The following is a 20065-nucleotide window of genomic DNA, read 5'->3' as shown; positions in this document are numbered from 1 at the left end:
CGGCAAAGTTCCACGTCTCTCGAGGAGAAACACACATGGCAGCCAACCGGAAGCTCCTGGCCGCGGCAGTCGTCTGCGCCGTCGCGTTCGTCGGCATCACGGGCTGCTCCAGCGAGGAGAAGGACCCCTTCGAGGGGATGAGCGCCGACAAGATCGCCAAGAAGGCGGCCGATGCGTCCAAGGACGCGGGCTCCTTCAAGGTGACCGGCGAGGGCAAGCAGGAGGGCAAGCCGATCAAGGTCGACTTCTCGGTCGCCAAGTCCGGTGACTGCGAAGGGAAGATGGACGGTGGGGCGGGCGGCACAGCCGAGTTCCTCGTGTCCGGCGACACCCAGTACATGAAGGGCGACAAGGCCTACTGGGAGAAAGCCATGGGCAGCAGCGGCAAGACCTCGAGCTTCGAGGGCAAGTGGGTGAAGTCGCCGAACGCCAAGGGCGCGGGCGTCTGTGACGCAGAGGCCATGTTCCAGTCCAAAGACCTCAAGAAGCTCAAGCGTGAGAAGGACGCCGAGGTCGACGGCAAGAAGGCGGCCGTGCTCACGAAGGACAAGTCGGGCAAGAAGACCACCTTCTACGTCGCCGCCGAGGGCAAGCCGTACTTCCTCAAGGTCGTCACCACGAGCAAGGAAGACCCGGGCACGATGAACTTCTCCGACTACGGCAAGTCGGTCGCGATCAAGGCCCCGGCGCCGGACGAGGTCGTGGACCTCGAAGAGCTCATGAAGTCCTGACGCCCGAAAAGCCCTGACGCTCTGACGCCCTGAGCGACGGCGGCCACTGACATTCGGGAATGCCCCGATTGTCAGTGGCCGCCGCTAGCCTCTCTGACGTGCCACCTCGTATCACCGACCCCGAGCAGCTCAAAGAGCTCCTCGGTATCCCGTTCACCCCGGAGCAGACGGCCTGCATCACCGCGCCGCCCGCCCCGCAGGTCATCGTGGCCGGAGCCGGGTCGGGCAAGACGACGGTGATGGCGGCCCGCGTGGTCTGGCTCGTCGGCACCGGCCAGGTCGCGCCTGAGCAGGTCCTGGGCCTGACGTTCACGAACAAGGCGGCGGGCGAACTGGCCGAGCGGGTGCGCCAGGCGCTCATCAAGGCAGGGGTCACCGACCCCGAAGCGCTCGACCCGGACCACCCCGCGGGCGAGCCGGTCATCTCCACGTACCACGCCTTCGCGGGCCGCCTCCTGACCGACCACGGCCTGCGCATAGGGCTCGAGCCGACCTCCCGCCTCCTCGCCGACGCCACCCGCTTCCAGCTTGCCGCGCGCGTGCTGCGCGAGGCGCCGGGCCCCTATCCCGCGCTGACCCGTTCCTTCCCCGATCTCGTCAGCGACCTCCTCGCGCTCGACAGCGAGCTCGCGGAGCACCTCGTACGGCCCGACAGGCTTCGCGCGTACGACACCGAACTGCTGCGCTCCCTGGAGGGCGCCAAGCTCTCCAACGCCGACCTGCGCAAGGTGCCGGAGACGGCGGCGGCCCGGCTCGAACTGACGGATCTTGTCGGCCGCTACAGGGAAGCGAAGCGCGCCCGCGACCTCCTCGACTTCGGCGACCAGATCGCCCTCTCCGCGACGCTCGCCGACGCGCGCGCGGAGGTCGGCGAGATCCTGCGCGAGGAGTTCCGCGTCGTCCTGCTCGACGAGTATCAGGACACGTCGGTGGCCCAGCGCATCCTCCTGGCAGGCCTCTTCGGAGGCGGCACAGGACACCCCGTGACGGCGGTCGGTGACCCCTGTCAGGCGATCTACGGCTGGCGTGGCGCGTCCGTCGCGAACCTGGACGACTTCCCCGAGCACTTCGCGTACGCCGACGGGCGCCCCGCCGCCCGCCACGCGCTCAGCGAGAACCGCCGCAGCGGCGGCCGACTCCTGGACCTCGCGAACGGCCTCGCGGAGCCGCTGCGCGCGATGCACGCGGGCGTGGAGGCCCTGCGCCCGGCGCCCGGAGCCGAGCGCGACGGCATGGTGCGCTGCGCCCTGCTGCGTACGCACGCCGAGGAGATCGACTGGATCGCCGACTCCATCGCGCACCTCGTGAACACCGGAAAGGCGCCCGGTGAGATCGCGGTCCTGTGCCGTACGGCGACGGACTTCGCGCAGATCCAGGGAGCCCTTGTCGCCCGCGATGTCCCCGTGGAGGTCGTCGGCCTCTCCGGGCTTCTGCACCTCCCGGAGGTCGCCGACCTGGTCGCCGTCTGCGAGGTGCTCCAGGACCCGGGGGCGAACGCCTCCCTGGTGCGCCTCCTGACAGGACCGCGCTGGCGCATCGGCCCGCGCGACCTCGCCCTCCTGGGACGCCGTGCACGCCTTCTCGTACGGCATGGGCACGCGGCACCCGACGACCCGGACCGGCGGCTCGCCGAAGCGGTCGAGGGGGTCGACCCGGCCGAGGTGATATCGCTCGCGGACGCGCTCGACACGTTCCTGGAGTCGCCCCTGGACGACGACAGGGAGGACGACGGACTGCCCTTCTCGGCGGACGCGAGGGTGCGGTTCGCCCGCCTCGCCGCCGAACTCCGTGATCTGCGCCGCTCGCTGTCCGACCCGCTGATGGACGTGCTGCACCGGGTGCTCGCCGTCACGGGTCTGGAAGTCGAACTGTCCGCGTCACCGCACGCCCTGGCGGCCCGCCGCCGCGAGACACTCTCGAACTTCCTGGACGTCGCCGCGTCCTTCGCGGCGAACGAAAGCTCGGCGAGCCTGCTCGCCTTCCTCGCCTTCTTGAGGACGGCCGCGCAGTACGAGAAGGGCCTCGACAACGCGCTGCCGGGCGGCGAGAACACCGTCAAGGTGCTCACCGCCCACAAGTCCAAGGGCCTGGAGTGGGACGTCGTGGCGGTCCCCGGCCTGGTCACCGGGACGTTCCCCAGCACCCAGGGCCGCGAGAAATGGACGGCCCAGGGCAAGGTCGTCCCGCATGCGCTGCGCGGGGACGCGGCGACGCTGCCCGACATCGACGCGTGGGACGCCAGGTCCATGAAGGCGTTCCACGAGGACATGAAGGACCACCAGCGCACCGAGGAGCTCCGCCTCGGCTACGTGACGTTCACCCGCCCCCGCTCGCTGCTCCTGGGCTCCGGCCACTGGTGGGGCCCCTCGCAGAAGAAGCCGCGCGGCCCGTCCGACTTCCTCACCGCGCTGTACGACCACTGCGTGGCGGGCCACGGGGAGATCGAGGCCTGGGCGGACGAGCCGGAGGAGGGCGAGGAGAACCCCGCCCTGACGGAGGCGGCCGCCGAGCACGCGTGGCCGCTCCCGCTGGACGACACGTTCCTGGCCCGCCGCCGGGCCGCCGCGAGGACGGTCCTCACCCACCTGGACCGCCTGACGGGCGATGGCGCACCGGAGGAGGCCCGCTCGCACGAAGAGGCCCACCCCTCGGCGTACGACGACGTCCCCCCGGCCGAAGACCCGGACTGGCCGCCTCCGCCGGAGGACGACGAACCGCCCTACGGGGAAGGGGATTTCCCGGACGTCACCCCGGACGACTGGGACACCCTGGCCCAGGAACGCCCGGCGGCACCGCACCCCGCTGCCGCCCCCGGTGACGTGCCCCACGCGCGGGTGCCCCTCGCCGCGGAGCCGCAGGAGGCCCCGGAGGAGGCCCCGGAGCAGGACCCGCACCAGGCGGCCGTCCCGCACCAGGCGCCCGAGCCCGACGCCCGGCCGCACCCGCCCGAAGCCCCCGAAGCCACCCCGGAGCGGACCCGCCTCACTCCGGAGGAGGCCCGCACCCTCGCCTCCTGGGACCGTGACCTCGACGCCCTCACCGGCGAGCTCCTGCGCGCCCGCGAGGCGATCAGGGACATCCCCGTCCCCGCCTCCCTCACCGCGTCCGAGGTGCTGCGCCTCGCCGCCGACCCGGAGGGCTTCGCGCAGGATCTCGCGCGCCCCATGCCCAGCCCGCCGCAGCCCGCCGCCCGCCGGGGCACCCGGTTCCACGCCTGGGTCCAGACCCGCTTCGAAGAGCTGCGCCTCCCGCTGCTCGCCCCGGATGACCTGCCGGGCGGCGGCCCCGGAGAGGCCGAGATCGCCGACGAACGCGATCTGGAAGCGCTCAAGGAAGCCTTCGAGCGCACCGAGTTCGCCCACCGCACCCCGCACCGCGTCGAGGTGCCCTTCCAGCTGACGCTCGCGGGCCGCGTCGTCCGCGGCCGGATCGACGCGGTCTACAAGGAGATCGACGGCGACGACGTGACGTACGAGATCGTCGACTGGAAGACCAGCCGCACCCGCACCGCGGATCCCCTGCAGCTCGCCGTCTACCGCCTGGCCTGGGCCGAGCTGCACGACGTGCCTCCGGAGTCGGTCAAGGCGTCGTTCCTTTACGTACGCAGCGGTGAGACCGCCCGCCCCGCACATCTGCCGGGCAGGGCCGAACTGGAGCGGATCCTCTTGGGGGAACCGGGCGGCCAGTCGGGTGACGAACCACCGGACGAGCCGACGGCGGCGGACGGCTAGGCTCGTGACCATGAGCAAGCCCGTTGACAGTGACGTCAGCGCCGTTGACGCTGACGTCAGCGCCGTCCGTACATACATCCAGGCCCACCGTGCCGCCTTCCTCGACGATCTCGCCGAATGGCTGCGCATCCCGTCCGTGTCGGCCCAGCCCGACCACGCGGGGGACGTGCGGTACAGCGCGGACTGGCTCGCCGCCAAGCTCAAGGAGACCGGCTTCCCGACCGCCGAGGTCTGGCAGACGGCCGGAGCGCCCGCCGTCTTCGCCGAGTGGCCCGCCGGCGACCCGGAGGCCCCCACGGTCCTGGTCTACGGCCACCACGACGTGCAGCCCGCGGCCCGCGAGGACGGCTGGCACACTGACCCCTTCGAGCCGGTCGTCCAGGGAAACCGCCTCTACGCGCGCGGGGCCGCCGACGACAAGGGCCAGGTGTTCTTCCACACACTCGGCGTCCGCGCCCACCTCACCGCCACCGGCCGCACCGCTCCCGCCGTGAACCTGAAGCTTCTGATCGAGGGCGAGGAGGAGTCGGGATCCCCGAACTTCCGTGCGCTGATCGAGGAGCACAAGGACCGGATCGCGGCCGACGCGGTGATCGTCTCGGACACCGGAATGTGGGCGGAGGACACTCCCACGGTCTGCACCGGTATGCGCGGCCTCGCCGACTGCGAGATCGAGCTGCGCGGCCCCGACCAGGACATCCACTCCGGCTCCTTCGGCGGCGCCGTGCCGAACCCGGCGACCGCGGCAGCCCGCCTGGTCGCCGCGCTGCACGACGAGCACGCGCGCGTGGCCGTCCCGGGCTTCTACGAAGGCATCACCGAACTCACCGACCGCGAGCGCGAACTCTTCGCCGAGCTGCCCTTCGACGAAGAGCGCTGGCTGCGTACGGCCAAGTCGCACGCCACCTACGGAGAAGCGGGCCACTCCACCCTGGAGCGCATCTGGGCCCGCCCGACCGCCGAGGTCAACGGCATCGGCGGCGGCTACCAAGGACCGGGCGGCAAGACGATCGTCCCTTCGTCCGCCTTCCTGAAGCTCTCCTTCCGGCTGGTCGCGGGCCAGGACCCGGACCGCATCGAAGAAGCCGTAGGCACCTGGGTCGCCGACCAGCTGCCGCCCGGAATCAGCCACACGATCACCTTCGGCGCCGCCACACGCCCCTGCCTGACGCCGCTCGACCACCCCGCTCTGCGGTCCGTCGTACGGGCGATGGGCCAGGCCTTCGAGCAGCCGATCCGCTTCACTCGTGAGGGCGGTTCGGGACCGGCGGCCGATCTCCAGGACGTCCTGGCGGCACCCGTGCTCTTCCTGGGCATCTCGGTTCCGTCGGACGGCTGGCACGCACCGAACGAGAAGGTCGAGCTCGACCTGCTCCTCAAGGGAGTCGAGACGACGGCCTACCTGTGGGGCGATCTCGCCGGGCACTGGCGCGATGCACACTGAGCCGCACCTTGTCGACCTTGCCGCACCACCCATTCCATCGGGGGAGTTGGAAGCACCTGTGACCACCTGGACCGAGCGCGCCGCTGATCGTCCCGTCTCGCTCACCGCACCGAGCGGCATCGATCGCGCCGCCCACCACCGCCTCGACGAGGCCTGGCTCGCCGCCGCCTGGAGCCACCCCACGACGCGGGTCTTCGTGGTCTCCGGCGGCCAGGTGCTCATCGACGAGACACCGGACGGCACCACCGAACTGGTGATGACCCCGTCCTTCGAGGCGCCTCTTACCGAAGCCCACCGCTACTTCCTGGGCACGGACGAGGACGGCGTCAGCTACTTCGCGCTGCAGAAGGACTCCCTGCCCGGCCGCATGGACCAGCAGGCGCGCCCCGCGGGCCTGCGCGAGGCTGGCCTCCTCCTGTCGCCCCGTGACGCGGGCCTGATGGTGCACGCCGTCGCCCTGGAGAACTGGCAGCGCCTGCACCGCTTCTGCTCGCGCTGCGGCGAGCGCACCGTCATCGCGGCCGCGGGCCACATCCGCCGCTGCCAGGCGTGCGGCGCCGAGCACTACCCGCGTACGGACCCGGCCGTGATCATGCTTGTGACGGACGACCAGGACCGCGCGCTCCTGGGCCGTCAGGTGCACTGGCCCGAAGGCCGCTTCTCGACGCTCGCGGGCTTCGTGGAGCCGGGCGAGTCCATCGAGACGTCGGTGCGGCGCGAGGTCTGGGAAGAGGCCGGGGTCATGATCGGCGACGTCGAGTACGTGGCGAGCCAGCCCTGGCCGTTCCCCTCGAGCCTGATGCTGGGCTTCATGGCCGATGCCACGTCATCGGAGATCAACGTGGACGGCGAGGAGATCTCCGAAGCCCGCTGGTTCTCCCGGGAAGACCTGCGGGCCGCATTCGAGTCCGGGGAGGTCCTGCCTCCCTACGGGATCTCGATTGCGGCCCGACTGATCGAGCTCTGGTACGGAAAGCCCCTGCCGAAGCCGGGCACCGTGGGCTAGTCGCTCAGGCGGCCAGCTTCTGCTTCACCTGGGCCAGCGACGGGTTCGTCAGCGTCGAGCCGTCCGGGAAGCGAAGGGTCGGAACCGTCTGGTTTCCGTCGTTCGCTTCCTGGACGAAGGTCGCGGAATCCGGGTCGTGCTCAATGTTGATCTCGTTGTACGTGATGCCCTCGCGGTCCATCTGGCCCTTGAGCCGACGGCAGTAGCCGCACCACGTGGTGCTGTACATCGTCACAGTGCCCGGCATGTGTTTCGCGCTCCTTTGTAGCTCGGGGTGCGTCATCGCAATGACCAGAACGTACGTGACCCGGCCACCATTCCCGCATTAGTACGACCGCGTAGGCCTCCCTGTGGACAACCGGCTCACGTGCCCCCGGCGACCTGGCAGCATGGCGGGGTGACAGCAGCAACGCACTCCACCCTCTTCCCGCAGGTCCCGGACTCTGCCGACGCGGTGCTCGCCGGGCTCGACCCCGAGCAGCGCGAAGTGGCCACCGCCCTGCACGGGCCGGTGTGTGTCCTGGCGGGGGCCGGGACGGGCAAGACACGGGCGATCACTCACCGCATCGCCTACGGCGTGCGCGCCGGGATCCTCCCGCCCGCCAGCGTGCTCGCGGTCACCTTCACCAACCGCGCGGCGGGCGAGATGCGCGGCCGCCTCCGCCAGCTCGGTGCTTCCGGGGTCCAGGCGCGCACCTTCCACTCCGCGGCCCTGCGCCAGCTCCAGTTCTTCTGGCCGAAAGCGGTCGGTGGCTCGCTGCCCCGGATCGTCGACCGCAAGATCAAGGTCGTCGCGGAAGCGGCTGCCGCCTGCCGCATCCGCCTCGACCGCAACGAACTGCGCGATGTGACGAGCGAGATCGAGTGGTCCAAGGTCACCCAGACCGTCCCCTCGGACTATGTGGCGGCGGCCGCGAAGTCGGGCCGCCTCATCCCCCGGGACGCGGCGGAGATCGCGCAGGTCTACGGCGCGTACGAAGATCTCAAGCGCGACCGCTCCGTCATCGACTTCGAAGACGTCCTGCTGCTCGCCGTCGGCATCCTCCAGGACCGCCATGACATCGCCGAACAGGTCCGCGCCCAGTACCAACACTTCGTGGTCGACGAGTATCAGGACGTCAGCCCGCTCCAGCAGCGACTCCTGGAGCTGTGGCTCGGCGACCGCGACAGCCTCTGCGTCGTCGGCGACGCCAGCCAGACGATCTACTCCTTCACCGGCGCGACCCCCGACCACCTGCTGAACTTCCGCACCCGTCATCCCGGAGCGACGGTCGTCAAGCTCGTCAGGGACTACCGCTCAACGCCCCAGGTCGTCCACCTGGCCAACGGCCTGCTCTCCCAGGCCCGCGGCCGTGCCGCGGACCACCGCCTCGAACTGATCTCGCAGCGCGACGCGGGAGCCGAGCCGGTCTACACGGAGTACGCGGACGAGCCCACCGAGGCCGAAGGTGCCGCCCGCCGCATCCGCGCCCTCATCTCCGGCGGCGTACCGGCGAGCGAGATCGCGGTCCTCTTCCGCACGAACTCCCAGTCCGAGATCTACGAACAGGCGCTCGCCGACGCCGGTGTGCCCTATCAGCTGCGCGGCGCCGAACGCTTCTTCGAGCGTCCCGAGGTCCGTGAGGCGATCGCGGCCCTGCGCGGCGCGGCCCGCTTCGGGGGCAACGACGCACTGCTCGACGACGTCATCGACCTGGCCTCGCAGGTGCGGGCCGTGCTGTCCACGAAGGGCTGGACGACACAGCCCCCGGCGGGATCCGGTGCTGCCCGTGACCGCTGGGAGTCCCTGGCGGCCCTTGTGCGCCTTGCCGAGGACTTCACGCGAGCCAAGTCCGCCGCGACCCTCTCCGACCTCGTGGGGGAGCTCGACGAGCGCGCGAACGCCCAGCACGCGCCCACCGTCCAGGGCGTCACCCTCGCTTCGCTGCACGCGGCCAAGGGCCTGGAGTGGGACGCCGTCTTCCTGGTCGGCCTCGCCGAGGGCATGATGCCGATCGCCTACGCCAAGACCGACGAGCAGGTCGAGGAGGAGCGCCGCCTCCTGTACGTGGGCGTCACCAGGGCCCGCCTCCATCTCTCCCTCTCCTGGGCGCTGTCCCGCTCACCGGGCGGTCGCGCGAGCCGCCGCCCCAGTCGCTTCCTCGACGGGCTGCGTCCGGGGTCAGGTGCGGGCGGCGGAGCCCGGACCGCGGGCGGCGGACCCGGCGGCGTGGAGCGCGGCACCGGCGGCGCGGAGAGCGGCAGCACCAGGAGCACCCGGCGGGTGAGCAGGTCCCCGGCCCGGTGCCGGGTCTGCGGGCGGACCCTGACCGACGCGGGCGAGATGAAGCTCATGCGGTGCGAGGACTGCCCGTCCGACATGGACGAAGGGCTCTACGAGCGTCTTCGGGAGTGGCGCGAGGGCCAGGCGAAGCAGCTGGGACAGCCCGCGTACTGCGTCTTCACGGACAAGACATTGATCGCCATCGCGGAGGCCGCGCCCGACGAGGAGGGCGAGCTGGCCCGGATCCCCGGCGTCGGCGTACGGAAGTTCAACCGCTTCGGATCAGATGTGCTTGCCATCTGTGCAGGTGACGAGGGTGTAAGGGGCGCCGATGGCAACTGATTCAAACTCGTCGAAAAAATAGTTTGCGCAGGCGCAAGGAAGACCCATAGGTTCTTAAGCACGGGAACGGCGGCTTCTCCGAAGCCCTGGCCCCGTGCTGTACTTAATAGCCGCAGGTTCGGTTCCGACCGATCCCATAGACGCCGAGAGGAGGCGATTCCAGTGATCAGCATCAACGAGAGCTCCATCAGCACCGTGAAAATGACCGATCGCTCGGTCGTCGCTTCCTGCCTTCTCGGCTTCTCGAACCTGGGCACCGGTCTGTCCGGTGGCATCGCTGCCGCCGCCATCCGTCCGGCGTCCTCCCCGCTGCCTCTCAACGTTCTCCCGATGCGTGAGGTCAATGAAGGCAGCGAGCGAGCGACCAAGGCACCGGAAGCAGTAGTGACGGCTCAGGCGCAGGCCTATGCCTTTGCCGCAGCCGGTGCCGGAGCCAAGAAGCAGCCGACGCAGCACCAGACGATGCAGCACCAGACGACGCAGCAGCACCACACGATGTGGGCCTTCCGTGGGCTCGAACCCTGGAGTGATCCAGTCTGATCTCGATCAGACAGGCGCCTTCAGGGCCGCGGAACCCCACCCGGGATCCGCGGCCCTTCTGTTTTCCCCAAAACGGGATGACGGAGCGAAGGGGCCAGGAGAAACACCCGGTACCAGCCGCCAACCGGCCGACCCAGGCCGGCACGACCAGACGAGGAAAACACCACCGTGCAACTCGAAGCGCACGCCCCGTCCGTACCGCCTTCAGAGACGCTCCCCCCGCCCGTTCCTACGGAGGACCCGACCTTGACTCCCCTGACCGCGCTCACCGCGCTCGATGACGCCATCGAGAACCTCGGCGTGCCCGTCCCCTGTCGTGCCTACGACCCGGAGGTCTTCTTCGCCGAGTCGCCCGCGGACGTCGAGTACGCCAAGTCCCTCTGCCGTACCTGCCCGCTGATGGAGGCCTGCCTGGCCGGCGCCAAGGAGCGGCGCGAGCCGTGGGGCGTCTGGGGCGGCGAGCTCTTCGTCCAGGGCGTCGTCGTTGCCCGCAAGCGGCCGCGTGGCCGTCCGCGCAAGAACCCGGTCGCGGCATGAACACCACCGGAACGATCGATCGCCCCCTGACGCACGACCCCAAGAAGCAGGCCCCGATGAAGGCAATCACCACCGAGCCCGCAGGCTCCGCCTCCCCAGACTTCACCACCACCGGTGCGAACGACTCGCGCCAGAACAGGACCCGCGAGATGCAACTCATCCCAGAAGCCTTGGCTCGTGCGCATATGCACGAACGTATGCGCGAAGCCGAGATCCAACGCCCGGCCGCCCGTCTGATGGCGGCCCGCCGGATGCAGCGCCGCGCCGAGCGCGCGTCGCTGCGCGCCAGGCGCGCGCTCGCCATCGCCGTCATGCAGTGACGAGCACAAGCGCCGCATGACCTTCACCACAACGCACCGCGGGGGCCGGTCCGAACGGACCGGCCCCCGCGGTGCGTTGTGCCGGGCGAACCTCCGCGAGCGGCGATATGGTCGCCGGGTGGACCAGCAGACTCCTCAGCCCGCGGGCGCCGAGAATGTCGTGTGTTCCCGCTGCGGAACGGTCGCCGAAGGCGCGCCGCTCACCTGGACCTGCTCCGTGGAGAACGGCGCCCGCCGCTACCTCTGCGACTCCTGCGCGCGCGAGAACATCAGAGCCATCGAGGGGCGGCTCGACTCCAACTGGTGGTGAGGGTGCGCCCGGCGCCGACGGCGCGCTTCAGGCTCCCGCCGCCGGATCGTCCTCCAGTTCCTCCAGCTCTTCCAGCTCCTCCAGTTCCGCCGACTCCTCCAGGAAGCCGGGCAGCCACTCCTCGAGCTCGTCCCGCATCCGCACCGTGGCCCCGAGCTGACACAGCACCCCGATCGTGCTCAACGTCACACGGTGGATCAGCAGATACGACGGCGGCAGATTCAGCTGCTTGCCCAACTGATGGGCGGGGGAGCGGGGGTCGGCCACCCGCGCCGCCTGACCGCGCATCCAGCCGCGGGTGAAGGTGAACTCCTTCACGAGCATGGGTTCGATGATCGGCAGCAGATAGTCGAGCACCGCGTCCGGATCGAGCGTGACCGACTCCTGGACGAAGCCCTCCTCGCACAACATCTCGTAGACCGCGTCGGCCTCGCCGTCCAGCGTCATCCGCAGGGATTCGCCGATCGTCGGGGGCAGCCCGCCGGGCAACCGGTCCACCGTGCCGAAGTCGAGGACCCCGAGCCGCCAGCCGTCCTTCTCGTCAGGCAGCAGACGGAAGTTGCCCGGATGCGGATCGGCGTGCAGCAGGCCGGTGCGCGCGGGACCCGAGAAGAGGAAGCGGGCAAGGAGCTGTCCCGCCCGGTCCCGCTGCTCGCGTGTGCCGTTCGCAATCACGTCCGACAGCGGTATCCCGTCGATCCACTCGGTCACCAGGACCTGCTCGCACTGGTGCACCACATTGGGCACCACGACATCCGGATCGTCCGTGAACTCCTCGGCATGTGCGCGCTGAGCCTGCGCCTCCAGGCCGTAGTCGAGCTCCTCGGAGACCCGGTCGCGCAGCTCCGCGATGAGCGGCTTGATGTCCATCCCCGGGATCAGGGGCCCCAGGAGCCGGGCGAACCTGCCGAGTTGGTTCAGGTCGGAGAGCAGCGCCTCACCGGCCCCCGGATACTGCACCTTGACCGCGACCTCACGGCCGTCGTTCCACACCGCCCGGTGGACCTGGCCGATCGACGCGGCGGCGGACGGCTTGTCCTCGAACTCCAGGAACAGCTCGCGCCAGTCCTTGCCGAGCCGCTCGTCGAGCACGGCGTGCACGGTGCGCGTCGGCATCGGCGGCGCCGCTTCCTGCAGCTTCGTCAGCGCGGCGCGATACGGCCCCGCCACCTCTTCCGGCAGCGCCGACTCGAAGACCGAAAGGGCCTGGCCGAACTTCATGGCCCCGCCCTTGAGCTCGCCGAGCACCTTGAACAGTTGCTCCGCCGTGCGCTGTTGCAGTTCACGGCCGACGATCTCCGCCGACTTGCCCCCGATCCGCTTGCCGAGCCCCCAGGTCGCCCGCCCGGCGAAGCCGAGTGGCAGCGCGGCCAGTTTGGCGGTACGGGTTACCGCCTTCCGGGGAAGATCAGACATGCGCCCCTCCAAGTCCCAGACAGCCGCGCCTTGTCAGACGCCTACCCGGCCATTGTGTCGTGCGGCTCTGGAGCCTCGGTGAAGTGTGCCCCCTTATCCGCCACACCCGCCCCGCAGGGGCACGTGAGATGGGGCGGCACCGGCCGCGCGTGCCAGTCGAAACCGGGCACGGATGCCTCCCAGCGGACTCCCGCACTCGCCGTCGCCGCCCCGTCCAGGAAGGCCAGGGCATGTGCCGCGGCGAGGCCGGCGACCGTGGTCGACAGTGCCAGATCGCACGCCGAGACATGGCGCGCCCGCCCCGAACGCCACTGCGCCACCATGCGCGGCCAGGTGGGATCCCGGTCCGCGCGCCCCAGCGCGAGACAGCCCGCGCACGCTGTCGTGCCGGGCAGGACGAGCGGCCCCACCACTCCGGTTCCCTCGATCACTCCCGCATAGAGATGAGGCGTCCCCGACGAGATGAGCGGCTCAGCGGTGACCGGATCGGGGGCGTGGGCGTCGAGCCCGTCCCGCGGGGCGATGATCACGAGGGAGAGCCCCGCCTCCCCTTCACCCGGATCCCCTGCCCCGCGCCCGACCCGACGGGGCGGGCGGTCGGGGGCCGCCCGTCGCACGGCCCGCCGCGCCGCCACGTCCCTGCGGTCGCCGACCGCATCGGCGGGCAGCCCGCCCGGCGCCACATCCCAGGGTTCGACGACTCCTCCCTCCATCACATCGACGTGACCGACGCCCGCTCCCGACAGGACAGAAGCCATCACCGCCCCCACCCGGCCCGCTCCCCGGACCTGGACCCGCATGACACGCCGCGCCGCCAGCCTTCTCATCCCGTCGCCCGGTTCGGGAGCCATGAGCGACAGGGAAGCCAGATCGGGGCGGAGCCGGTCCATGGCACCGCTCCGCTCGCGCAGGGCATCGGCAGCCTCGCCGCCTCCCGTCGCGTCGTCGAGGAGCCCGGCCATGGAAAGCCGCCGCACGAGCATGTCCACGTGCTCGTCGGGCAGGCCCATCCGCTTGCCCTCCTCGCGCAGGAGCGGCAATCCGCGGGTCCCGTCCATGAGCGGGAGAAAGCTGCCCGTCGCTGTGTCCACCGGCCCGAGCACCAGGGCATGGGCGGGCGCCACGCCGAACTGGATGGTGTTCAGATCGCGCCAGCCGCGCCGCAGCGCGGGCTTCAAGATCGGATGCATGGTGGTCCATTCCCCCGTGGTTCCCCGTGGTCCTCCGGCGTGCGGTCCCCGTCCGCAGCACCGCTCGACTGCCAGAATGCCCGGCAGGGCGAACGACCGCGGAAAGTTATCCACAGGCGGTGGGTGTTCGTCGTACTAATCGATCGGACGGGGAGCGGAACCCCGCCGAACCGTCCCGGAGGCGGGACTTCCCCCATGCCCAGCGGGTAACGTCGGGGCGTGCCCGCCGACCCACTGCACCGCGCCGCAAACCCACAGCGCAGCACGACAAGCCCGCCGTCACCCGGCTCGGGGGCGAGCGCGGTCGAGGTGAGACGGAGTGCCCGCCGCCGCAGAACGGTCTCCGCATATCGAGAGGGCGATCGGACCGTCGTGCTCATCCCCGCCCGCATGTCGGAGGCGGAGGAACAGCGCTGGGTCAACGTCATGCTCGACAAGCTCGCGGCCCAGGAGAGCAAGCGGGTCCTGGGTGACGCGGAGCTCGCCGAGCGCGCCGAGCGGCTCTCCGAGCAGTACTTCGACGCCCGCGCCAGGCCCACGTCCGTTCGCTGGGTCACGAACCAGAACACCCGGTGGGGCTCGTGCACCCCGTCGGAGGGCAGCATCCGTCTTTCGCACCGGTTGCAGGGAATGCCCGAGTATGTCGTCGACTACGTCCTCGTCCACGAGCTCGCGCATCTCCTCGTCCCCGGTCACGGCCCCAACTTCTGGCGGCTCCTCGAGGCGTATCCCCGTACGGAGAGGGCCCGTGGGTACCTGGAAGGTGTGGTCGCGGCCGACCGGCTGCCCCACTTGCCCGCCGCCCGTGAAGAGTGAACTTCCGCCGTACTCCCGCGTTGTGTACCGGGTCTGTACCGGCTTGGCTCGCTGTCGGACTTTGCGGTTAGCCTGACCCGACGCATTTACATTCGGGATGGGGGACGGTCGTTACGTATGGCCAGGGAATTCCAACGCGGCCACAAGGCCAAGATCAGTGACCTCACCGCGGGCACCGATCTGTACGTAGGCGTGCAGATCTCCGCCCCCGGACTGAGCTTCGACATCAGTTGCTTCGGCCTGGACGCGGACGAGCGGCTTTCGGACGACAGCTACTTCATCTTCTTCAACCAGCCGAAGTCGCCCGAGGAGTCCATCCAGCTCCTCGGCACGCAGGCCGGTGACACCGAGTCCTTCCGGGTCACGCTCGACCGGATTCCGCCGCAGATCCAGAAGCTGTCGTTCACCGCGACGATCGACGGCGCCGGACAGATGTCGCAGGTCGCCCCCGGATACATCCGGATCGTCGCGGGCGGCGAGGAAGTGGCCCGCTACTCCTTCAACGGCGCGGAGTTCTCCACGGAACGTGCCGTGATGCTGGGCGACTTCTATCTGAAGGACGTCTGGCGGTTCGCCGCGATCGGCCAGGGCTTCGACGGCGGACTCGACGCGCTCCTGAAGAACTTCGGTGGCGAAGTGGCGGAGGAGGAGCCCGCGGCCCAGGCGCCGCAGGCCGGTGCCCCGTCGTTCGCGCCGCCGGGGCAGGCCGCCGCGCCGCCTGCGTTCGGCGCTCCGGCACCGTCCGCGGCACCCGCGCAGGCACCGGCACCGGCCCCCGCGCCTGCTCCGGCCCCTGCCCCCGCCCAGAACTTCGCGACGCCGCAGCAGGGCGCCACTCCGCCGCCCGCCCCGGCCCCCGCCGACCCGGGGGTGCACGGCGCCCAGACCATCGTGGCGCCGCTGCACCAGCCGCCCGGCGGCACGGTGCCGCCGCCCCCGCCGGCCCCGGCGCCGTACGGACAGCCCGGCCAGCCGCCGCAGCAGCCGCAGTTCGGCCAGGTCCCCGGCCAGTCCGCGCCCCCGCCGCCCGGATACGGCCAACAGCCCGCCGCCTCGATGCCTCCCGGCTACGGCCAGCAGCCCCCCGGCCAGTTCCCCGGTCAGCCCGCCGCCCCGTCCCCGTACGGAGCGGGCGTCCCGCAGGGAGCCCCGCAGGGCGGCGGTGTGACCGCGGCCCTCGCGGCGTACCGCGAAGCCCCCACCGGCCAGCGCTGGACGCAGCAGAACGAGAAGCTGGTCCGCGTCGACCTCGGCATCAGTGAACAGGCCGTGCTCGCCCGGCAGGGCAGCATGGTGCTCTACCAGGGCAAGGTCGAATTCAGCTACAAGGGCGCGGGCTTCGCGGGCCGCGTCGTGGGCAACTCGACCGGCCAGGAGATGCAGCTGATGCGCTGCTCCGGCCGTGGCCAGGTCTTCCTCGCCGAGGAAGCCACGCATCTGCACCCCATCGAGCTCCAGGGGGACGCGATCTGTGTCTCCGCGGAGAACGTCCTGGCGTTCGACGAGTCGCTCCAGCACGAGGTGCGCAGGATCGAGGGCCACGGCATCCCCGGTGGCGCGCTGTTCGTGATGCAGTTCCAGGGCACCGGCACGGTCATCGTCAAGACGCACGGCGTGCCCGTCGTCCTGCCCGTCACGCCGACGACCTTCGCCGACTGCCACGCCGTGGTCGCCTGGTCGGCAGCGGCTCAGGCGATCGTCTCCAGCCAGGTGCGGCTGCGCAGCAACGCGTACGCGGGCTCCACGGGGGAGAGCGTGAACCTCCAGTTCCGGGGCGCACCCGGCAACTTCATCATCGTCCAGCCGTTCGAGGTCTGAGGGAGCCCGTCATGAATCAGCAACTCGCGGGCTTCGCCCCGGCGCCTGTCGCCGCCCGTATGGAGAACCATGGCAACCACATGCTCAAGGTGGCCATGCAGACCGGAAACGACCTCCTCGCGCGCGTGGGCTCGATGGTCGCCTACGAAGGGTTCGTGCAGTACGAGCCCAATCCGCCCGCCGTACGTCAGATCGCCAAGGAGTGGATGACCGGCGAGGGCGCACCTCTGATGAAGTGCTCCGGAGACGGCCTGCTCTATCTCGCCGACTACGGAGCCGACGTCGTCGTCGTCAACCTGGCGGGCGACTCGCTCTCGGTGAACGGCACGAACCTGCTGGCCTTCGACACGAGCCTTCAGTGGGGCGTCGAGCGGGTCAAGGGCCTGGCCAAGTTCGCCGGTCAGGGCCTGTGGAACATCAAGATCTCCGGTCAGGGCTGGGTGGCGCTGACCTCGCGTGGCACTCCGATGGTCGTCGACTGCGGTCGCGGCGAGGACGAGACGTACGTCGACCCGGACGCCCTGATCGCCTGGTCCCCGAACCTCAAGGTGAAGGGCAAGCGCAGCTTCAAGGCCGGTTCCCTCATCGGGCGTGGCAGCGGCGAGGCCTACCAGATGGGCTTCTCCGGAGAGGGCATCGTCGTCGTACAGCCCAGCGAGGACAGCACCGACCGTCTCCGAGCCCGGGGCTGAGGGGGAGCAACACACCATGCAGAGCCCACTTTTCGCGCAGACCGAGCAGCAGTCTCAGGAGCGCTACACCGTCCAGAACCCGCAGTTGCTGCGGGTCGCCCTCGAAGGCCGCGACGACGTCCTCGCCCGCAAGGGCGCCATGGTCGCCTACCAGGGTCTGATCGAGTTCGACGCCGAGTATCAGAGCCAGGGCAACCAGCGGGCCCGCGCGCACACCGGCGAGGGCCTGGACCTGATGCGCTGTCACGGCCAGGGGACGGTCTATCTGGCCAACCTCGCCCAGTACATCCACGTAGTGGATGTGGGCCAGGACGGTCTGACCGTGGACAGCAGCTACGTCCTCGCGCTCGACTCGTCGCTGACCCATCAGGTCATCGCCGTGGACAGCCAGTACGGCATCTCCGGCTCCGGCAAGTACCAGCTCAACATCACGGGCCGCGGCAAGGTCGCCCTGATGACCTCGGGTCAGCCGCTGATGCTGCAGGTAACGCCGGACCAGTACGTGAACGCCGACGCCGACGCGATCGTCGCCTGGTCCAACGGCCTGCGGGTGCAGATGCAGGCCCAGACGCACTCATCGGGCGTGTGGCGGCGCCGCGGCAACACCGGCGAGGGCTGGGAGCTCAGCTTCATGGGCCAGGGCTACGCGCTCGTCCAGCCGAGCGAGATGCTGCCGCCCCAGAACGCGGTTATCGGGCAGGGCGCCAGGGCTCAGTACGGCATGGGCCAACAGGGTGCGCGTGGGCAGAATCAGGGGAACGTCTGGAGCTGAACCTTCTCCGGGTGGGGCCCAACCAGAAGGAGCGTGGGGAACTGCGGACCGGCTTGTGGCTGGTCGCGCAGTTCCCCGCGCCCCTTACGGGGCGCCTCTTGAGCGGGTTTCTACAGGCGCGCTCTGGTTGCTTCCATCAGGCGTACGACTGACGTGTCGGCCACGCCCGCCACCTCGTCGTACGCGAACCAGCGCAGGTCCAGGGACTCGTCGCTGATGGCCTCGACGGCGTCCTGCGGGGCCAGCGCCGCGTACTGAACGTCGAGGTGCTGCGTGCAGGGCCCCGGAATCGGGTGCCGGTCCAGGCGCACCGGGCCTCCCGGCAGGAGGGTGAGGCCCGGCACCCCGGACTCCTCTGTCGCCTCACGCAGCGCCGCAGCGGCCAGCGACGGGTCGCCCGGCTCGCAGTGGCCGCCCATCTGAAGCCACATCCGCAGCTTCTTGTGAAGGGTCAGCAGCACGCGCCCGCGTGACGGGTCGATCACCAGCGCGCTCGCCGTCACGTGACCGTCCGTGCAGGCCTTCCACATGCCGTCGTCCGGATGGGCGGCGAGATGGTCCAGGTAGTACTGGCGCAGCTCTTCCTGGTCCTCGTCCTCGTAGCCCTTCAGTACGAGGACGGCGTCGTCGTACAGATTCACTTGCTGTCGTCGCCCTCGTCCTCGGCCTTGTCGCTCTTGTCTTCGGAGGCGTCCTTCTTGAGGTCCGGCTTCGGGGCGCCGCCGCCCGCGGCCTCGCCGAGCATTTTGTCCAGCTCGGAGAAGTCCAGCTGCTCGTGGTGCACGAAGCCGTCCGGGTCGTCCAGGTCCGAGGCCGTCGGCAGCATGTCCGGGTGCGCCCACAGGCCGTCGCGGCCGTCCACGCCCCGTGCGTCCGTGAGCGAGGCCCACAGGCGCGAGGCGTCCCGCAGCCGGCGCGGGCGCAGCTCAAGGCCGATGAGCGTGGCGAAGGTCTGCTCGGCGGGGCCGCCCGTCGCGCGGCGGCGGCGCAGCGTCTCGCGGAGGGCGTCAGCGGACGACAGGCGGGGTTTCGCCGCCGCGTGCACCACCGCGTCCACCCAGCCCTCGACGAGCGCGAGAGCCGTCTCCAGGCGGGCCAGGGCGGCCTTCTGGGCGGGAGTGTCCTCCGGCTGGAACATGCCCTGCTGGAGCGCCTCCTGCAACTGCTCGGGGTTCTGCGGGTCGAGCTGGCCGACCACGTCCTCCAGCTTGGCCGTGTCGACCTTGATTCCGCGCGCATAGCCCTCGACCGCGCCGAACAGATGCGAGCGCAGCCACGGCACATGGGCGAAGAGCCGCTGGTGGGCGGCCTCGCGCAGCGCCAGGTAGAGCCTGACCTCCTCCTGGGGGACGCCCAGGTCCTTGCCGAACGCCTCGACATTCAACGGAAGCAGGGCCGCCTTGCCCGCCGGGCCGAGCGGCAGGCCGATGTCGGTGGAGCCGACGACCTCGCCCGCGAGCACGCCCACGGCCTGGCCGATCTGCTGGCCGAACATGGCTCCGCCCATGGAGCGCATCATCCCGATCAGCGGGCCCGCCATGGCCTGCATCTCCTCGGGAAGCACGTCGCCCATGGCCAGGCCGACGCGCTCGGCGACCGGGTCGACCAGCTCCTTCCACACCGGGAGGGTCGCCTCGACCCACTCGGCGCGGCTCCAGGCCACGGCCACGCCCGAGCCGGACGGCAGCGACGTCGCGTCGTCGAGCCACAGGTCGGCCAGGCGGATGGCCTCTTCGACCGCGGCGCGTTCGGCGGGACCGACGCTCGCGTCCTTGGTGCCGTCGGGCGTCCCCTGGGAGACGGTCTGGCGGGCGATGTCCTTGGCCATGTCCCAGTTCACCGGGCCGCCCTCGTACGAGAGCATCTGGCCCAGCTGCTGGAACGCGGCGCCCAGGTCGTTCGGATTCATCGAACCGAACATCGCGGCGAACGGATTGTCACCACCGGCGCCGCCGGCACCGCCCATGCCGGGCAGGCCTCCGAAGCCGAAGGGGTTTCCAGGGCCACCGGAGCTCTGTCCCCCGCCCTGTCCCTGTCCGGGGGATTCCTTCTTCTTGCCCTCGTCGCCGTCTTCCGGCTCCTCCGGCGGAAGGCCGAATCCGAATGGGGTGTCACTCACGGGATTCCTCGGCTCGTC

Annotated in this window: 18 protein-coding genes; 13 read left to right on the top strand and 5 right to left on the bottom strand. The window is 70.5% G+C overall.

Features of this window, described 5'->3' with window-relative positions; translation table 11 throughout:
• Positions 1 to 35: 35 nt before the first annotated feature.
• From ACGFSB_RS30190 to nudC, 4 genes are all read left to right on the top strand, one after another.
• Complete coding sequence (locus ACGFSB_RS30190; RefSeq protein WP_393405753.1) at positions 36 to 731, top strand: hypothetical protein; 696 nt, start codon at positions 36 to 38, stop codon at positions 729 to 731.
• Positions 732 to 829: 98 nt separating this feature from the next.
• A complete protein-coding gene (locus ACGFSB_RS30185) occupies positions 830 to 4462 on the top strand; it encodes a UvrD-helicase domain-containing protein (RefSeq protein WP_393405751.1) in 3633 nt (1210 codons plus the stop codon).
• A gap of 10 nt (positions 4463 to 4472) precedes the next feature.
• Positions 4473 to 5906: a dipeptidase gene (locus tag ACGFSB_RS30180; protein WP_393405749.1), complete on the top strand. Its 1434-nt coding sequence runs from the start codon at positions 4473 to 4475 to the stop codon at positions 5904 to 5906.
• A 58-nt stretch (positions 5907 to 5964) separates the two neighbouring features.
• Positions 5965 to 6912 carry an NAD(+) diphosphatase gene (gene nudC, locus ACGFSB_RS30175; protein WP_393405747.1) on the top strand — a complete coding sequence of 316 codons (948 nt, stop codon included), beginning with the start codon at positions 5965 to 5967 and terminating at the stop codon, positions 6910 to 6912.
• Between the two features lie 4 nt (positions 6913 to 6916).
• Here the strand turns inward: nudC and ACGFSB_RS30170 are convergent, their stop codons facing one another.
• A complete protein-coding gene (locus ACGFSB_RS30170) occupies positions 6917 to 7159 on the bottom strand; it encodes a mycoredoxin (protein ID WP_393405745.1) in 243 nt (80 codons plus the stop codon).
• Between the two features lie 69 nt (positions 7160 to 7228).
• On the opposite strand from ACGFSB_RS30170, the gene ACGFSB_RS30165 reads away from it, so the two are divergent.
• From ACGFSB_RS30165 to ACGFSB_RS30145, 5 genes are all read left to right on the top strand, one after another.
• A complete protein-coding gene (locus ACGFSB_RS30165) occupies positions 7229 to 9517 on the top strand; it encodes an ATP-dependent DNA helicase UvrD2 (RefSeq protein ID WP_393405908.1) in 2289 nt (762 codons plus the stop codon).
• Positions 9518 to 9679: 162 nt separating this feature from the next.
• Complete coding sequence (locus tag ACGFSB_RS30160) at positions 9680 to 10057, top strand: hypothetical protein (RefSeq protein ID WP_393405743.1); 378 nt, start codon at positions 9680 to 9682, stop codon at positions 10055 to 10057.
• Between the two features lie 168 nt (positions 10058 to 10225).
• Positions 10226 to 10594: a WhiB family transcriptional regulator gene (locus tag ACGFSB_RS30155; RefSeq protein ID WP_393405741.1), complete on the top strand. Its 369-nt coding sequence runs from the start codon at positions 10226 to 10228 to the stop codon at positions 10592 to 10594.
• Complete coding sequence (locus tag ACGFSB_RS30150; protein ID WP_393405739.1) at positions 10591 to 10914, top strand: hypothetical protein; 324 nt, start codon at positions 10591 to 10593, stop codon at positions 10912 to 10914. The genes ACGFSB_RS30155 and ACGFSB_RS30150 overlap by 4 nt, the downstream gene beginning before the upstream one ends.
• Positions 10915 to 11032: 118 nt before the next feature.
• Complete coding sequence (locus ACGFSB_RS30145) at positions 11033 to 11224, top strand: hypothetical protein (protein ID WP_393405737.1); 192 nt, start codon at positions 11033 to 11035, stop codon at positions 11222 to 11224.
• 27 nt (positions 11225 to 11251) lie between these two features.
• Here the strand turns inward: ACGFSB_RS30145 and ACGFSB_RS30140 are convergent, their stop codons facing one another.
• Both ACGFSB_RS30140 and ACGFSB_RS30135 read right to left on the bottom strand, forming a co-directional pair.
• Positions 11252 to 12640: an ABC1 kinase family protein gene (locus ACGFSB_RS30140; protein WP_393405735.1), complete on the bottom strand. Its 1389-nt coding sequence runs from the start codon at positions 12638 to 12640 to the stop codon at positions 11252 to 11254.
• Positions 12641 to 12681: 41 nt separating this feature from the next.
• Positions 12682 to 13830, bottom strand: a complete 1149-nt coding sequence (locus ACGFSB_RS30135; RefSeq protein WP_393405733.1) for a ThiF family adenylyltransferase — start codon at positions 13828 to 13830, stop codon at positions 12682 to 12684.
• Between the two features lie 219 nt (positions 13831 to 14049).
• Between ACGFSB_RS30135 and ACGFSB_RS30130 the strand changes: the two genes are divergently transcribed.
• The 4 genes from ACGFSB_RS30130 (at position 14050) to ACGFSB_RS30115 (ending at position 17928) form a co-directional block, all read left to right on the top strand.
• Positions 14050 to 14646 (top strand): M48 family metallopeptidase, encoded by a 597-nt coding sequence (locus tag ACGFSB_RS30130; protein WP_393405731.1) that lies wholly within the window; start codon positions 14050 to 14052, stop codon positions 14644 to 14646.
• Between the two features lie 117 nt (positions 14647 to 14763).
• Positions 14764 to 16464, top strand: a complete 1701-nt coding sequence (locus tag ACGFSB_RS30125; protein WP_393405729.1) for a TerD family protein — start codon at positions 14764 to 14766, stop codon at positions 16462 to 16464.
• 11 nt (positions 16465 to 16475) lie between these two features.
• Positions 16476 to 17156, top strand: coding sequence for an AIM24 family protein (locus ACGFSB_RS30120; RefSeq protein ID WP_393405727.1), 681 nt, complete (start codon positions 16476 to 16478; stop codon positions 17154 to 17156).
• 16 nt (positions 17157 to 17172) lie between these two features.
• Positions 17173 to 17928 carry an AIM24 family protein gene (locus ACGFSB_RS30115; RefSeq protein WP_393405725.1) on the top strand — a complete coding sequence of 252 codons (756 nt, stop codon included), beginning with the start codon at positions 17173 to 17175 and terminating at the stop codon, positions 17926 to 17928.
• Positions 17929 to 18038: 110 nt separating this feature from the next.
• On the opposite strand, the gene ACGFSB_RS30110 is transcribed toward ACGFSB_RS30115, so the two are convergent.
• Together ACGFSB_RS30110 and ACGFSB_RS30105 are read right to left on the bottom strand one after the other, a co-directional pair.
• Positions 18039 to 18569 carry an NUDIX hydrolase gene (locus ACGFSB_RS30110; RefSeq protein WP_393405723.1) on the bottom strand — a complete coding sequence of 177 codons (531 nt, stop codon included), beginning with the start codon at positions 18567 to 18569 and terminating at the stop codon, positions 18039 to 18041.
• Entirely contained in the window at positions 18566 to 20047 is a 1482-nt protein-coding gene (locus ACGFSB_RS30105; protein WP_393405721.1) for a zinc-dependent metalloprotease, read from the bottom strand. The genes ACGFSB_RS30110 and ACGFSB_RS30105 overlap by 4 nt, the downstream gene beginning before the upstream one ends.
• Between the last annotated feature and the right edge of the window lie 18 nt (positions 20048 to 20065).

Source organism: Streptomyces sp. NPDC048441 (assembly GCF_043200235.1).
Taxonomy (GTDB): domain Bacteria; phylum Actinomycetota; class Actinomycetes; order Streptomycetales; family Streptomycetaceae; genus Streptomyces.
This window is presented reverse-complemented; position numbering and strand designations above follow the sequence as displayed.

What these genes read in the sequence shown, in the direction of transcription:
- ACGFSB_RS30170 (WP_393405745.1), bottom strand. Translation starts at nt 7,159, where the DNA reads ATGCCGGGCACTGTGACGATGTACAGCACCACGTGGTGCGGCTACTGC.
- ACGFSB_RS30135 (WP_393405733.1), bottom strand. Translation starts at nt 13,830, where the DNA reads ATGCATCCGATCTTGAAGCCCGCGCTGCGGCGCGGCTGGCGCGATCTG.
- ACGFSB_RS30125 (WP_393405729.1), top strand. Translation starts at nt 14,764, where the DNA reads ATGGCCAGGGAATTCCAACGCGGCCACAAGGCCAAGATCAGTGACCTC.
- ACGFSB_RS30140 (WP_393405735.1), bottom strand. Translation starts at nt 12,640, where the DNA reads ATGTCTGATCTTCCCCGGAAGGCGGTAACCCGTACCGCCAAACTGGCC.
- ACGFSB_RS30120 (WP_393405727.1), top strand. Translation starts at nt 16,476, where the DNA reads ATGAATCAGCAACTCGCGGGCTTCGCCCCGGCGCCTGTCGCCGCCCGT.
- ACGFSB_RS30115 (WP_393405725.1), top strand. Translation starts at nt 17,173, where the DNA reads ATGCAGAGCCCACTTTTCGCGCAGACCGAGCAGCAGTCTCAGGAGCGC.
- ACGFSB_RS30190 (WP_393405753.1), top strand. Translation starts at nt 36, where the DNA reads ATGGCAGCCAACCGGAAGCTCCTGGCCGCGGCAGTCGTCTGCGCCGTC.
- ACGFSB_RS30150 (WP_393405739.1), top strand. Translation starts at nt 10,591, where the DNA reads ATGAACACCACCGGAACGATCGATCGCCCCCTGACGCACGACCCCAAG.
- ACGFSB_RS30180 (WP_393405749.1), top strand. Translation starts at nt 4,473, where the DNA reads ATGAGCAAGCCCGTTGACAGTGACGTCAGCGCCGTTGACGCTGACGTC.